The organism is Acinetobacter sp. SFB (assembly GCF_001647545.1).
Taxonomy (GTDB): Bacteria; Pseudomonadota; Gammaproteobacteria; order Pseudomonadales; family Moraxellaceae; genus Acinetobacter.
Genome location: NZ_LSZH01000013.1, coordinates 278,700 through 293,976, shown reverse-complemented (window position 1 = coordinate 293,976; position 15,277 = coordinate 278,700). Strand labels below are relative to the sequence as shown.

Sequence of the window (15,277 nt, the reverse complement as noted above, 5' to 3'; positions counted from 1 at the left end):
AAATAATGCAAAGTGATGGATTTAAAACAGTTCCGCTCATCAAGATAAAGTTGGATGGGTTAAATTAAGGCAATTATGAAAATTTGGCTTTATAAGGCAGCTTTTTGTCATATAATTGTCACAATTAAACTGAACAATAAGGGGATTTTATTATCTCCTTGAACCGTCTGCATGAATTCTAATATTCCTCCCGTCCAAAATCAGGTGCCATCCGCATCAGCGAAATCGACGAATGTGCATGTTCCTACACCGAAATTTTTTATGCCGGTGTTTCTCACGGTTATTATTTCTACTTTAGTGTACATCGGCTTTCAACTTTCATCCGATTTGGCACATGTTCCAACACTCAGTTTATATTCGGTAATTCTTTTAGCGACTGCATTGTTCATCGCTTTAGGCTTTGAATTTGTTAATGGTTTTCATGACACTGCCAATGCGGTAGCGACGGTCATTTATACCAATGCCTTATCTGCACCTGTTGCGGTGATGTGGGCAGGTTTTTGTAATTTCCTCGGGGTAATGGTGGCAAGTGGGGCAGTGGCTTACGGCATCATTGCTTTGCTGCCGGTAGAGCTGATCATGAATGTCAGCTCTGGCGCAGGTTTCGCCATGGTCTTTGCCATGCTGATTGCTGCGATTCTCTGGAACCTGGGTACCTGGTTCCTGGGGATTCCAGCGTCAAGTTCGCATACTTTAATCGGTTCGATTTTAGGTGTGGGCATTATGAATTACCTGCTGCACATGGGTAATGGTGCCAGTGGCGTAGACATGGACCAAGTGATTAAGGTCGGTAAAGCCTTGTTGTTTTCTCCTTTAATTGGTTTTGTTTTTGCTGCAATAGTATTTTTATTAGTAAAAAAAATCTTTAAAAAACAAATAGAATTATTTCAACCACCTGAAGGCAATAAGCCACCTCCACCGATGATTCGTGCCATCCTGATTTTCACCTGTACCGGTGTAAGTTTTGCGCATGGGTCAAACGATGGTCAAAAAGGTATGGGCCTCATCATGCTAATCTTGATTGGTTGTGTGCCTTTGGCTTATTCTTTAAATAAGAATTTAGATCATGAACATATTCAGTCATTTGATCAATTATCTAACCAAGCAGCGACTGCTATTTATGCAAATCATTCCGGCATTTCAGATGGCGAAGCGCGTCAAGTCCTGACCAGCTATATTCAGACTAAGGAAATGTCACCGGAAGTTGTGCCTGCTTTGGCAAGTCTGACCGATCATTTGGGTAATCGTGTAGCGCAATATAATGATTTAAAAGATATTCCAGAAAAAGAAGTTTCGATTATTCGTAATGATATGTACTTAAGCACGACCGCATTCAAGCGTTTAGATAAAGCTGAACAGCTTCCTGCGATGTCAGCCAATCAAACCAAAACAGTGAAAGAATACCGCGACAATTTGGATTCATTCCTGCAATACATTCCAACTTGGGTGAAAGTGGCGGTGGCACTGGCACTGGGACTTGGAACAATGGTTGGTTGGAAACGCATTGTGGTGACTGTGGGTGAACGTATTGGTAAAGCCCACATGACTTATGGTCAAGGGATGTCAGCTGAACTCGTTGCCATGACAACCATTGCAGCAGCAGATGGCTTTGGTATGCCAGTATCCACTACACACGTACTGAACAGTGCCGTGGCAGGTACCATGGTGGCCAATAAATCCGGACTAAACTTTGCGACAGTGAAAACTATTCTTTCTGCATGGCTATTCACTTTACCCGCTACAATCTGTTTATCGGGTGGTTTGTTCTGGTTGTTCTTACAGTTTGTTTAAAAGATTTATTTGAAACAAAAAAACGCTGCAATTGCAGCGTTTTTTTGTTTTTTAATTCTTATTAAACTTATCTTTTAAAGAAAGGGTATTATTCTAAAATAATCACCAATAATTCTATTTATTAAACACTTTTAACATCTTCTTAAGCGGAAATTTTTCATTGGCAAAACCATACAGGGCAGCAAAAGGCAGCGCGGTGCGGGCCAAATAAGCCACACGCCATAAACCGCCATGATTGGCACCTTTCATCATCAACTCTAAGGGATGGTCTAAAGGTGTTTCAGGGTTCGCCACCGATTCTGGATGACGCAAGTCATAAATCCATAATGCGGCCATTAGTGCATTGGTTGTTTCCGGATGAAATGATTCCACATCAAATAAACTTGCCCCATTAAATGCGGCTTTCAATAACGGATTTTTAGTCACCGAATGCGTAGTGGTAGAAGGGGCAATATTGATGCTGACACGTTGTCCATCATGATGCGCCAAAATCGCACGCCATTGCTGAATGCGTTTTGCCAAAGCATAGTTTGGACCTTGCTCCACCACCAGACAGTCTGCAATCCCATAGTCATGGCCATTTTCACAGCGAATTAATGCATCCAGATTTTTTTTGAAAAAGTGCTTTGCAGAAAGCATTGAAATGCTTTCACTGACAATACGTTGTGATTTTGAACGCTGGAGTGACTTAAGATTTGAAGCTTCCACAACTTCTTTAGGAATTGCATAGACATCGGTTGGGGTGCACATGAACATTAAGCTGGTGTCAGCTTTTTGTTCGCTGACATACTGCATGATGCTGTCCATGGCCATAGATACGCGGACGTGCTTTTCACCATCTAAATAGGCAATCGCTGCAAGGTCTAGTTGATGTTCACTTTGGATTAGCCAATGGGCAATTTCAGGTGTGTGGGTGAGTAAATCCGCACCCAGTTTTTCTTTCAGTATTGCAGTTGGCGTATCTTCTGCCAATTTTTCCGCACAGGGTGCATATAGGGTTGCATTGCCTTGTTGAATGGTTTTTAAAATTCTGTCCCAGACACGGCTGTTGGGTAAGTCGACCGCCACAATATTGGCTTTCCATTTAGACAACCAAGTCAGTGGACCGGCTTCAGAACCTGCACCAAATAAGACCATAGTGCGATCAGAAAGATCAAACCATTCAGGATGTGCGTGTGCAGCACGTAAAGCATCGGCATGGCTAGGTTCGATAATGCCTGCATCTTGCCAGATTTGAATTTGATCGAGTAAAGCCTGACCTTGCAAGTTTTGACCTTTATAAGGCACATACCATTCAGGAGTGGCTTCACTTTCACCTTTCAGCTGAACTGTATGCAAGTTGGCTGTATCGATGTCCTTCATGATGTCTTTAAGCAAATAGCGCTGACCATTTCTGTAGAAGTCAAAGCTATGATGGGCTTTGTGTAAGCCTTGTTTTGCAATGGTAATCGGATTATTGATGTTACGAATACCTTGTTCAACCAAGGCTTTAAAATAGACAGGATAACGCTTACGCCAGTTTTTTTCCGCAAGTGCATTCATTGATGACTTGTTGTCAACAATAGATAAAGCTTCAGCAATAATTTCCTTACCTGTCTGTGAGGTGCTGGGTTTATTGCTAGCTGGATTAATCGGAAATTGAAGACCATCTAATGAAGTGGACATGCAAAAAATCTCGTTTTTTGATCATTAATATACGGATGTCTACATTATCTATGCCAAATTGTTTTGATGGGTAGCATTTAATGACAAAATTGTGTGAATCTTTTTCAAAAGGCCCAATACAAAGGAACCGAAGCTCCTTAATGTATAAATTTTATCAATTCAGTATTATTTAGAAATGCCTTCAGCGATTTCTTTCAGCATGAATGCAGTATTGTCCAGACCTGCGCCAGTGATATACCAGGCATCAGCATTCACAAAAATAACGCGATTCTGTTTTACCGCTTCAGACTGACCCAAAACAGGATGGGTTTTAATACCTTCCTTGCTGGCATATTTCTGGGTATTCACCGCTCCACGATCCAGCACAATCAAATAATCCGGATTGTGTTGAATAGCCGCATTTAGCTGTTCAGCATTTTTCTTTTGTATTGCTAACGCCTCAATTGATCCAGCTTCAGGGCGAGCAGCATCGGTTTTTTCAGTCAGCGGAAGAAAAGATTTAAAACCCGTTAACTCATAGATAAAACCAAAACGATCATTTGCGGCATGCGGCATATAATGATCTCCGGCCGCAAAGAGCATAACTGCTGATTTATTAGCAGTCTGTTGCTTCACTTTTAGCTGTAATTGATCCAAATCTTTTAATTTCTTATGCGCAAGATCTTCACGCTTAAAGGCTTTTGCAAGATTCAAGGTGCGATTTTTCAAATCAATCATGTACTGGTCGGTCTTGGGAGAAAGGTCAACCGTTGCGGCAATCGGTTGCAAGCTTTCCAGCGTTTTCGCTGAACGACCACCCACGAAAATTAAATCGGGTTGCAACTGTTTTAAGTGAGCCAAATCAGGTTCAAAAAGTGTGCCTGCTTTAACAAACTGATCTTGGTTATATTGGGCTAAACTACCTGTAAATGTGGTTTTAGGCACAATTTGAGCCTGAATGTTTAAGGCGTTTAAGTTATCTAAAATGGAAAGCTCATAGACGGCAATTTTTTTCGGTGTTTGTTTCAGTTCAATGTTTTGCTTTTCTGTTACCAGATTGAAACCTTCGCTATGGGCCAAACTATTCAATCCCACTGAAGCCAAAACGGCGCTTAAAAATAATACTTTGGTTTTCATTCGCAAGTAGTCTTCGCTTAAATTTAGGCAGCAGGGTAACAAAGAATTTAATTATTTAAAATGATAATCATTAACAAATAAGAATTATTTTACTTTTATCATAAAAAAAGATGCTGAAAATTCAGCATCTTGGCATATGACTCATTCAACAATAAGCTTTAGAAAGGTAATTGCATCAGCTTATTTAAAAAGTGTGGCATAACACGTGGTTCAAGAATGATGGTCATGAGCACGCCGTATGCGGCTCCCCAAAGGTGCGCACTATGGTTGATGTGGGAATTGCCACGCTTGCCTGACCAGATACTGTAAGCGACATATAAAATGGCAAAAATAATTGCCGGTACAGGAATAAAGAAAACAAAAATCAGTTTCCACGGTTCAAATAGAATATAAGCAAACAAGACTGCCGAAACTGCACCAGAAGCGCCTAAACTTGCCCATTGGTGATCATTTTTATGCTTGAGATAACTGGGAATAATGGCAACAATCAAGCCGCCTAAGTAGAACAAGACAAAGCCCAGATCAAAAAAATACTGTCGGTAAAAACTTTCAATCACACTCCCAAAAAAGAATAGTGTAATCATGTTGAAGATCAGATGTCCGCCATCGGCATGGACGAAACCATGGGTAATAAAGCGGTCATATTGTCCACGCTGCATTGCAGGGGGCCAAAAAATAAGACGATTCATGACCTTCTGATTTGAAAATGCAATCAGTGAGACAGCCACTGTAATCAGAATCAGGCAAACAGTATGGTTAAAAGGTAGATCTAGCATAAAGTGAAAGTTCAACTTTTAAATATTTATAACCAATAATGCCATTAAATGAAGTGTTAAGATGAACTTTTATAATAATTCCGACAATTTTAGTTGATTTTTTTTTATTACCCCACATCTTCAGTTAAAATGATAACTTCAGCTTGAGGAAATATGATTATGTCGACTGATAACATCAGCGCTGCAGTTGCAGAAGAAATTCCAAATTTATTGATTACGCCAACGGCACAAGAGTATTTGTTTGATTTACTTGATAAACAAAATACTCCGGGCATTGCTGTACGTATTTTTGTGGAAAATGCAGGTACGCCTCGTGCTGAATGTTGTATGGCATATAGTGCACCTGAAGAAGTGATTCCTACAGACTATAAACAAGATTATCCAAACTTTGCTGCATATATTGATGCGCCATCAATTCCATATTTGTTGGATGCGGTAATTGATTACAATAAAGACCGTTTTGGTGGTCAATTGACTTTCCGTGCACCGAACTCCAAAGTGCCACGCGTAGGCGCGGATGCTTCAATTGAAGAGCGTATTACGTATGTATTGCAATCTGAAATTAACCCGGGTCTTGCAGGACATGGCGGTAACTGCGCTTTGGTTGAAATTATTGAAGATGAAGAACATGGCCTGACTGCTGTATTGAAATTTGGTGGCGGTTGCCAAGGTTGTTCATCAATTGACTTGACCTTGAAACAAGGTGTTGAAACTACTTTAAAACAACATGTTCCAGAGTTATCACGTGTCGTTGACCAAACTGACCACAGCAATACCGAAGGCGCTTATTTTAAATAAGTCCAGATAATTAAATAAAGTAGCCTCAATATTCGAGGCTATTTTTTTTGCCTGAAAATTAGAAATAAATGAGAATGATTATTATAATTAATTGCATTTAGGTATTTTTTTGTTACACTGTGCAACGAAAATTGCATTACTTATCCATTATTTTGCCACTTGGGGAAACTTGAATGACCAAGCGTATTGTTCGATCTGCACTCTCACTTTCAATTTTATCTGTTCTCGCTTCAGTTACATTTGCAGCTGATCAAAACACATCTTCTGGCTCTACTCCGGTCAAGTTAGAAACAATCGTGGTTACAGCGGCAGGCTACGAACAGGATGTAAGCAAAGCTCCAGCATCAATGACAGTGATTACAAAGGAAGAACTAGAAGCAAGACAATATAATGATATTACTGACGTACTCAGAAATACGCCGGGTGTGGTGATTTCAGGAGCTGGTTCTGCACAAACGGTCAGTATTCGGGGGATGAGTTCAAGTTACACATTATTTTTGGTCAATGGTAAACGTCAATATTCTAAAGACGTCAATCCAAATGGCGATGACAGTGGCTTTGAAAAAAATATCTTGCCGCCTATTGCATCGATTGAACGTATTGAAGTGATTCGGGGACCTGCATCTACTTTATATGGCAGTGATGCGATGGGAGGTGTCATCAATATTATTACCAAAAAAGTCAGTGATGAATGGTCGGGAACAGCTGAGCTGGGAACAGTTTTACAGGATTCAAATCATTCTGGCGATATCAAAAATGCATCGGTCTATCTAACCGGGCCTTTAATTGAAAATAAACTGGGCATGCAGCTTGGGGTAAATAAGCAAAAACGCGAAGAAGACAGCTATATAGGCGGCTTTCGTGGTACGGAAGTGGAAAGTTTAAGTTCTCGACTGACTTATTTAATCAATGATAATCATGACCTGGAATTTGATGCAAATTTCACAAAACAGGAATCTGAATCTACTGCGGGTCAAACCATTCTCAGTACGGGAGCAGATTCATATGGTCGAAATTATCGTGAAGTCTTGGGTTTAACGCATAATGGTCGATATAGCGATGTGTTGAACAGCAGTTCTTATATTCAATATGAAAAATCAAAAAATCCGGATCGTGAAAATACCACTTCCGGTTTAAGCGGAATTGAGCTTGAAACCTGGCTTGCCAATACACAGTGGAATTGGCAGTTGAGTAATCACAATTTAATTTCGGGTCTATATTTTAAAAACGAGTCATTGGTTGATAAAGCAACCAATCAAAATTTAGAAATGCCTGTGACTGAATTAGAGCGTTGGGCATTTGCAGTTTTCGCAGAGGATACCTGGTCTATTACCGATACTTTTAACTTAACCACGGGTTTGCGTTACGATCACGATGAAAATTACGATGGTAACTTCTCGCCCCGTTTGTATGGGGTATATAACCCGACAGATGCATGGACCTTTAAGGGTGGGGTATCTACCGGTTACAAACAACCCGATTTAAGACAGTCGTCAGGTGATGTACATTCGGTGACCGGTAAAGGCAGTGCCTTTATTATGGGCAATGATAATTTAAAACCGGAAAAATCGTTGAGCTATGAACTTGGCACTGCATGGCAGGGCGACAAGTCTAAAGCCACTTTAACTGCCTTTTATACTGAATATAAAGATAAAATTACAGAAATACGCGATTGCTCATCACCAAATGGAAGCAACAGTAATTCGGCAACATGGACCTGTGCAGACCCCTTTGGTCGCATTGATGCAGCCACGGGAAATCTCCGCTTGTGGAACTTTATCAGTTCACGCATTAATGTGGATGAAGCAACCATGCGAGGTGTAGAGGCTTCATTTGACACCGAACTTGCTGAAGGGGTAAATCTAAATACCAACTATACCTATACCGAAACTGAGCAAAAATCAGGGGAGTTAAAAGGTCAGCCATTAAACCAAATACCGAAGCATATGTTGAATGCGACTGTAGATTACAACATCAATGATGCTTTAGATGTCTGGACTCGCTTACATTATCGTAGTGAAACCTCTTCTTATTTAGGTCGTGCAACCATGTCCGATCCGACACCAGCATATCAATTTCTAGATGTAGGCTTTAACTACCAGTTTACCCCGAGCTTAAAAGGTAAATTTGGCGTTTATAATATTCTGGATGAAAAAGCAGAAGATGCCGATGGCGATCAGGTTTTAGATGGCCGTCGTTATGGCATCAGTTTTGTGGCCAATTTCTAATAAATGGAATAAAGAAAAAGCCGCTTCAAGCGGCTTTTTCTTTATGGCTGAATATTTAAAATTTTCTGTGCGGTTTCTGCATAATAAAACTTTTCTAAATATGTTCTTGCACGTTCTCTTAAGTATTCTGATGAAACTAGCTTTTGAATCACTGGTGCTAACAAGTGCTGTAGTTCATGTTGAATTAAAGTTTCATCAATATTCAAGTCACGTAGTAACAGGTCAAAACTACGCTGCTGATTTCGTGAATACCACGCATAAACTCCATCATGAACTTGTTGTTTTAGGTATTCTGTCTGGCGCAGCTGATTCCAAATTTCATGTCCTAAGCCCACCGTATTCGGCAGGTCTTGAACTTCAATATAATTCTTCAAAACCGTTAAAGGCATATCTTTAATTTTATGCCAAAGATTCGCCTGAAAGTGGTACAGCTTCTCATCATCAAAATGTTGATTTAAAACATGCTCACTCATTTGGCTGAGTTTTAAAATATTCTTTTGCAGATAATGACCAATGGTCTCATCCAGATTTGAGTCAGTTACGGTTTCTAAAACCGATTTGCCCATTTTCATAAAACGCGATACACCGGGGACACGTCTTGCCATGACCGAATTATCCAAATAATCCTGAATGGAATGTTGAATTAATTGCGTTATCATGGCTGAAAAAGCAGGGCTGTTGACTACTGTTTTGATCAGGCGCTGACGATGTGCACTTTTACTCGCGACATATTGGGCAATTTTATCGACAGTCAATACCGGAATCACATCCGCAATTTGAGTGCTTTCATTGGCAGGATGAATTAAGGCAAAACGAAGATGTTCGGTAATTTGCTCAATTAAAAAAGTACTCGCAGGTGTAGCTAAAACCTGCTTCTGCAAGAGTGCATTGATTTGCTCAAATGACCAGATATCCTGCAAGGTTTGTTTTCTAAACCACTGATAAAAATTTAAAAATTCGCTTTGAATAGTGGCAGTATGTGAAAACTCTTGCTCTAAAAAGTCAAGATGAGCTTCAATCAATTGCTCAATCATCGGGTGTTTCGGCATACTGTCTCTGCAAGCTAATTTAATGGGATAAGTTTATCAGTAAGTGGGTTTTTTAACTTTTGGGTTTTTGCGAGAAAAGGCAAATAGTAGTTCGCCACTTGTTGTTCTGCTTCTAAAATAGGCATGTGCCCGACATTATTTAAAATAACCGGGGTTTCGGCACGCTTTAATAAAGATTGTAATTCATTTGCGGCTTCGACATTAATAATTTTATCTTGCTTGCCCCACAGGATGAGTGTGGGTGCTTCAATGGTTTGCGTCATTCGGGCAAAAGATTCAGGGGTATAAATACGGCTCAGCGTAATCAATTGGTCAATCATTTTGCGAGTTTGTACGGACTGAGAAATCAGCAGTTTTTCTTGTGCTTTTTTAAAATAAATAGGTAAGTCCGGTGGGTTTTGCATGACTTGAGCCATGACATCGTCCAGATCGCCCGGTTTAGACACAATCAGATGCTTTAAAAAATAAGGGTTTTGGGTATAGGCAGTATTGGCCTGTTTGTAAACCCCTACGCTATTGAGTAGAAACAGACTTTGCGTATCAAATGGATATTGTGATGCATAAACCGTGGCGATGGAGCCGCCTAACGAGTGTCCAGCAACATTCAGTTTGTCTTCCACGTCAATGGCTTCAGCAAAACGGCGCAGGCGCTGTGTGACATTGGGAACCGACAGATCAAAATCATCCGCAACTTTGGTTTCGCCATTGCCCGGAAGGTCGGGAATAATCACGTGGTAATAAGGTGTTAAAAAATGTGCCACCCCATTCCAGTTATCACGATTTCCAGCCAAGCCATGAAGGAGCAATACGGCAGGTTTATTGCTCGCGCCACTTTCACTGTAGCTCCAGGTGATATCATCAATTTTAATGGTTTTACTGCGTAGTCCGGCTGCACTACGCTCTTTGGCTAAATAATTTTCGAATGAAGGTTGGGCAACATAGATTTTTTTATTTATAGTTGCATGAGAAAAGATCGGCACACTGATTGAAATAGCTAGGCATGCCATCTGCAAACTGCGGGATAAAATCGAGTGAAGCAATGTCATTGATCATCATCCTAATGTATTCATGACGATAATTTTTTATAAGCAACACTATAAAAATCATCTGAATTAGACTGCATTTAATTTTTTTTAAAATGTCTGTAGTTTATTGTAAATATTATTGTGGAAATGTCACTGAATTGTTTGTTGAAGTCTGTTGCGAGAAGTGCTAAAAACGTGCACTCGGTCAAATTTATCCGCGAAATAAAATATTTTGTAACTTAGTTATAAAATAAACAGCTATGTTTTTTGCAAGTGACATTCCAATTTCATCGCATTAAAATATTACAACTTCAAACATTGGAAGACCAGCATGCTAACAGCAGAAGAAGCTTTAGATCGTTTAAAAAAAGGGAACCAGCGTTTTGTATCCGGGGAAACGACACACCCCAAACAACTTTCACATCAGCAAAGGGCGGAAATGGCAGGAAATCAAAATCCCTTTGCCATCGTCTTGGGTTGCTCCGATTCTCGTGTTCCTGCGGAAATGGTATTTGATCAGGGGCTAGGTGATTTATTTGTAATCCGTGTTGCAGGGAATGTGGTCGCACCTTCACAGGTAGGCAGTGTGGAGTTTGCTGCAGAACGTTATGATTGTGCTGTTGTGGTTGTACTCGGACATAGTCATTGTGGCGCTATTCAAGCGACTATTGATACCTTAATGAATCCCGATCATCCGCCTTCATTAAACCTGATGTCTATTGTCAATCGTGTTCGACCATCGGTTGAAACATTGATGCAAACTGAACTAAAAAACGATTTATCTAAACTGTCTAAACATGCAGTTCGTTCTAATGTCTTTGCTTCTGTAAATCAGTTGCGTCATGGTTCTGCAGTTTTAGAATGCCTGATTGCCAAAGGTCAGTTGAAAGTTGTCGGTGCCGAATACTCTCTAGAAACAGGTGAAGTTTTGTTCTTTGATTTTTAAAATTAAATCAGGCTTCAAACTGAACAAAAGGCGCTTTATAAAGCGCCTTTTATATAGGGATAGGCATTGTTCAGTAAAATACTTTGTGCCTTGGCATTGGGATGAACTAAATCCTGTTGCATCAAGTCTTTCTTACCTGCAACGCCTTCCAAAAAGAAAGGCATCAATTTGACTTTGTACTGTTGACTGACAATCTGGTAATTTTTTTCAAAGGCCTTGCTATAGGCTGTACCGTAATTCGGTGGAATTTTCATTCCCAAAACAATCACTGTGGCTTTAGCTTTTTGACTTTGTTGAATTAGATGAGCCAGATTCTTTTGAATCAATAGCGGGGATTGACCACGTAAACCATCATTTCCCCCTAACTCAATCACCACAACATGCGGTTTATGAATTTGCAATAATTTAGGCAACCGCGCCAAAGCACCACTGGTGGTTTCACCACTGACACTGGCATTGACCACTTTATGTTGTTTCGGATACTGTTGCTCTAGGCTTTTTTGTAATAAATGCACCCAACCTTGCTGTGCCTGAATTCCATAACCCGCGCTAATACTGTCACCCACAATCATAATGGTTTTAGCACGCACCACGACCGGAGCAAGACACAGGCTGAGCATCGCCAAACAAGCAAATACACGAGTTTTTAAATTGCGATTTTGCATATAGGGATTTTATGAACCAAGTTAGGAGCGACTCTTCCATCATGCCACAAGTGATTATTTCTGCCCAGCAACTGACACAAAAGATAAAACTTGTACAAAAAGAGCTGTGCATTTTTGAAAATTTAAACTTTGAAATCCAGGCAGGTGAACAAGTTGCTATCACTGGACGTTCAGGTTCAGGAAAATCGACCTTGCTTGGAATTTTGGCAACTTTGGATCAAGCCAGCTCGGGCCAATTGGCGGTGTGTGGAGAGTCCATCGCTGAATTAAATGAAGAACAGCGTGCGCTGGTACGTTTAAAATATATCGGTTTTGTATTTCAGTCTTTCCAGTTATTGCCGCATTTAACCGCACTGGAAAATGTGATGTTGCCGCTGCGCTTGCAGAATAATTTTAATTTTGCAGCTGCTGAGAAAAAGGCATTGGCCTTACTTAAAAAAGTCGGTTTGGAACGTCAGGCAACACAAACCCCCAAAGTGCTTTCGGGCGGTGAGCAGCAACGGGTGGCCATTGCGCGTGCTTTAATTAGCGACCCGAAAATTATTTTCGCCGATGAGCCTACAGGTAACCTAGACACACAAACCGCCAGTGAAATTGAGCAACTGTTATTTCAGCTGAATCGTGAATTTGGCACGACCTTAGTTTTGGTCACCCATAATCCAAAACTGGCCGAGCAATGTCAGCGCCATTTCGAATTGTTGGATGGTCATTTGATTGAACATCGTAACGGTGAGGGCTGAAATGAATCCACTCTTTCGACCTTTACTGACCCAGAGTTTTAAAAGCACCGGTGTTTACTTACTGATTATTGCTCTAACTTTGGCGATCAGTGCGACCACGGCACTAAAGTTTAGTAATGAACAAATCCAAAATGCCGTGGCATTACAGGCCGCTGAAATGCTGGCAGGGGATTTGGTCCTGAGCGACAATCAGCCGCTTGAAAAAAAGTGGCAACACAAAGCTGACCAGTTATCCCTGCAACAATCTGAAGTCATCACCTTTAGTTCGATGGCACATACCAATGATCAATTTGTCATGGTCAATGTGAAAGCCATTGATGATGCCTTTCCTTTGCGCGGCGAAATTCGGGTTATCCCCCAAGCAAAGAAAATTCAGCCAGGCGAGGTTTGGCTCAGTAATCGTGCCATGGATTTGTTGCATGTCAAACTCGGGGATCGGGTCAATATTGCGGATGGGCGCTTTAAAGTCACCGCTCAAATTGAACATGATTCCAATCAGGAGCTGGGCTTTTCCGGCTTTTCGCCTACGGTGATTATTTCCCAGGCCGATGTAGCGAAAACCAATGCCATTCAAGTGGGCAGTCGGGTGGAATACCGGTTATTAATGGCAGGGCCTGCCCAACAGACCAAACGCTTTGAACAGGATTTCAATCAACTGCATAAGTCTGCTCAAAGCAAAATAGACAATGAACAGAATAGTCTAAAATTACGCAATGCCAGTGAAGGCAATACCCGTTTAATGAAGCCGATTGCCAATTTAGATACCTTTTTACAACTTGCCAATATTTTGACCATTTTACTGTGCGGCATTGCGATTGCCTTAACCAGTCAGCGTTATGTACAGCAAAATCAGGACAATATTGCGCTAATGCGCTGTATTGGAGCAACAAAGAATCAAATTCTTAGCGCATATCTGACTTTATTGGGTGTGGTGTTAATTGTGGCAATGGCGATTGGTAGTCTGGCAGGAGTAGGGCTTGGCTATGGTTTATTGCAATTGATGCTCAAGCTGATTCCCCATCTGCAAATTCAGTTTTCTGCCTTGGATATGCTGCTTGGCCCCTTACCGATTGCAATGCTGACCAGTGCCGTGGTATTGCTGGGTTTTATCCTGCCAAGTTTATGGCAGCTGCTCAATACTCCGCCGATTCGGGTGATTCGCCAGCAAGAAAAATCAGTCCAGTCAATGCTCTGGATGTTGTTGATGGGCACAGCCAGTCTGGTGCTGTTTAGTGTGGTACTGACTGAAAATATTGTGCTGACTGCCTGGGTCATAGGTGCAATGATCATCTTGTGTATGCTGCTGTATATGATCATTTGGGGCTGCTTAAAATTAATTAAAAGTCTGAAATGGTCCATTTCACCCTATGTCCGCGCACCTTATCAAACTGCCTTTCAAATTACTGCTTTGGCTCTTGGTCTCAGTTTAATTACGGTTTTGGCCGTATTGCGAACGGACTTACTCGAGCGCTGGCAGCAACAATTACCGCAAGGTACGCCAAATCAATTTGTTTATGGTTTGCCGCCGTTTGATATGCCTTTATTCAAAGCCCAGATTGAGCAACATGGGTGGCCAAGCACACCTTTATATCCCAATATTCGGGGGCGATTGGTGGCAAAGAATGATCAACCTTTTTCCAATGAATTGCTGGACAACAATAACTCGTTACGCCGTGAACTCAATTTAACCCAGACATCAGAATATCCTGCGGATAATAAAATCGTGCAGGGCTCAGCAGCATTGAAACAGGTCGGTGATGTCTCGGTTGAAGTGAAAACTGCACAAGAGCTGGGAATCAAAATAGGCGATCGACTGACTTTTAGTCTGCCTGAAGGTTTGATTCAGGCCAAAGTCGTTAACTTGCGTAGTGTGGAATGGGAAAGCTTTAGTCCGAATTTTTTCTTTATTTTTGCACCCAAGACGAGGGATGAAAATGCGGGCAGTTATTTAGGCAGTTTTTATGTGCCTGAACAGGATAAAAAGCAACTGGTTTCCGTGATTCAACAATTTTCCAACACGGTTTTTATTGATGTCAGCTTAATTCTGGATGAAGTGAAACGCCTGGTAAATGTACTGGTACAGATTATTACCATACTCGCGCTATTGGTCAGTGTCTCTGGCGTTTTGGTCTTAATTGCCTGTTTAAACCTGTTGATGGATGAACGCAAACGTGAAGTGGCTTTGTTGCGTTCATTTGGCAGCTCTAAACAAAAATTAAAACAGATGATGACTGTGGAGATTGGCTTCATTGGATTTATGGCAGGGATAGTTTCATGCCTGTTTGCAGAAGTGATTAGTGCGATTGCCAGTTATAAAATGAATTTGATGATTCAGGCGCATTGGGAAATTTGGCTGATTTTACCGATTTTAATGACTGTGGTGTGTGCCTTGATTGGTCGTTATCGTTTAAGTTATTTATGTGATATTCCACCACTGCAAAGTTTGCGCGAGATGAATCAATAATAATTCATCTCACA

Annotated in this window: 12 protein-coding genes; 6 read left to right on the top strand and 6 right to left on the bottom strand. The window is 41.0% G+C overall.

Features of this window, described 5'->3' with window-relative positions:
- Positions 1-171: 171 nt before the first annotated feature.
- The gene (locus AY606_RS10815; protein ID WP_067868204.1) at positions 172-1,791 is read left to right on the top strand and encodes an inorganic phosphate transporter; all 1,620 of its coding nucleotides are present in this window, start codon (positions 172-174) and stop codon (positions 1,789-1,791) included.
- Between the two features lie 114 nt (positions 1,792-1,905).
- Here AY606_RS10815 and AY606_RS10810 read toward each other — a convergent pair whose 3' ends face one another.
- The 3 genes from AY606_RS10810 to AY606_RS10800 all read right to left on the bottom strand — a co-directional run bounded on the left by AY606_RS10810 (position 1,906) and on the right by AY606_RS10800 (position 5,348).
- Complete coding sequence (locus tag AY606_RS10810; protein ID WP_067868201.1) at positions 1,906-3,456, bottom strand: hypothetical protein; 1,551 nt, start codon at positions 3,454-3,456, stop codon at positions 1,906-1,908.
- A 165-nt stretch (positions 3,457-3,621) separates the two neighbouring features.
- Complete coding sequence (locus AY606_RS10805; protein ID WP_067868199.1) at positions 3,622-4,572, bottom strand: ABC transporter substrate-binding protein; 951 nt, start codon at positions 4,570-4,572, stop codon at positions 3,622-3,624.
- A gap of 158 nt (positions 4,573-4,730) precedes the next feature.
- Positions 4,731-5,348: a rhomboid family intramembrane serine protease gene (locus AY606_RS10800; protein ID WP_067868195.1), complete on the bottom strand. Its 618-nt coding sequence runs from the start codon at positions 5,346-5,348 to the stop codon at positions 4,731-4,733.
- A 159-nt stretch (positions 5,349-5,507) separates the two neighbouring features.
- On the opposite strand from AY606_RS10800, the gene nfuA reads away from it, so the two are divergent.
- Together nfuA and AY606_RS10790 are read left to right on the top strand one after the other, a co-directional pair.
- Entirely contained in the window at positions 5,508-6,146 is a 639-nt protein-coding gene (gene nfuA, locus AY606_RS10795) for a Fe-S biogenesis protein NfuA (RefSeq protein ID WP_067868192.1), read from the top strand.
- 173 nt (positions 6,147-6,319) lie between these two features.
- Positions 6,320-8,374, top strand: a complete 2,055-nt coding sequence (locus tag AY606_RS10790; RefSeq protein WP_067868190.1) for a TonB-dependent receptor domain-containing protein — start codon at positions 6,320-6,322, stop codon at positions 8,372-8,374.
- Positions 8,375-8,415: 41 nt separating this feature from the next.
- Here AY606_RS10790 and AY606_RS10785 read toward each other — a convergent pair whose 3' ends face one another.
- Positions 8,416-9,423, bottom strand: coding sequence for a hypothetical protein (locus AY606_RS10785; RefSeq protein WP_067868188.1), 1,008 nt, complete (start codon positions 9,421-9,423; stop codon positions 8,416-8,418).
- Between the two features lie 14 nt (positions 9,424-9,437).
- Complete coding sequence (locus AY606_RS10780; RefSeq protein WP_067868185.1) at positions 9,438-10,469, bottom strand: alpha/beta fold hydrolase; 1,032 nt, start codon at positions 10,467-10,469, stop codon at positions 9,438-9,440.
- 310 nt (positions 10,470-10,779) lie between these two features.
- Between AY606_RS10780 and AY606_RS10775 the strand changes: the two genes are divergently transcribed.
- A complete protein-coding gene (locus AY606_RS10775; RefSeq protein WP_067868181.1) occupies positions 10,780-11,394 on the top strand; it encodes a carbonic anhydrase in 615 nt (204 codons plus the stop codon).
- 35 nt (positions 11,395-11,429) lie between these two features.
- On the opposite strand, the gene AY606_RS10770 is transcribed toward AY606_RS10775, so the two are convergent.
- Entirely contained in the window at positions 11,430-12,014 is a 585-nt protein-coding gene (locus tag AY606_RS10770) for an arylesterase (RefSeq protein WP_502692125.1), read from the bottom strand.
- A 56-nt stretch (positions 12,015-12,070) separates the two neighbouring features.
- Between AY606_RS10770 and AY606_RS10765 the strand changes: the two genes are divergently transcribed.
- Both AY606_RS10765 and AY606_RS10760 read left to right on the top strand, forming a co-directional pair.
- Positions 12,071-12,799 (top strand): ABC transporter ATP-binding protein, encoded by a 729-nt coding sequence (locus AY606_RS10765; protein ID WP_067868175.1) that lies wholly within the window; start codon positions 12,071-12,073, stop codon positions 12,797-12,799.
- Position 12,800: 1 nt separating this feature from the next.
- Positions 12,801-15,263, top strand: a complete 2,463-nt coding sequence (locus AY606_RS10760) for an ABC transporter permease (protein WP_067868172.1) — start codon at positions 12,801-12,803, stop codon at positions 15,261-15,263.
- Positions 15,264-15,277 lie beyond the last annotated feature (14 nt).